This is a genomic window from Leptolyngbya boryana PCC 6306 (genome assembly GCF_000353285.1).
Classification (GTDB): Bacteria; Cyanobacteriota; Cyanobacteriia; order Leptolyngbyales; family Leptolyngbyaceae; genus Leptolyngbya; species Leptolyngbya boryana.
Window position 1 is genome coordinate 9,984 of the sequence record NZ_KB731325.1, and the last position, 500, is coordinate 10,483.

The following is a 500-nucleotide window of genomic DNA, read 5'->3' on the forward strand; positions in this document are numbered from 1 at the left end:
TCAATGTAATTTAGATTTTCGATTCTAAACTTACTGAAGTTATCAGATTGAGAATCGATAGAATTGTGATATCTAGAATGAATCTAACAATGATGGTAGAAGCACTTTTTCACATTCTTACTTGACTTAGAGAAGCTCAGGGAATATGTTAGGTTGCCTAGCAGAAGTGACAGCTTAATCTGTCGTATGAATATGAATTTGGAGTCGCAAACGCAGTATTCGTTGAGAAATCTAAGTTCAATATTTCATAATCACGCCCAGGAAGCATGGAGGTAAAGTTTTAGGGGACTAGTCCCCTAAAACTTTACGATCACGAGAACCCGCCAATTGAAGACGCTCTGCCCACTTAAATTCGTCCTGAACATAGTCGGTAGTGTTCTAGATGTGTGGGCATAACGTTATACTGCTCGCCGGTAGTGTTCTAGATGTGTGGGCATAACGTTATACTGCTCGCCCGAACTCATGACGATTGATGAATAATCCAATCACAGTATCATGCA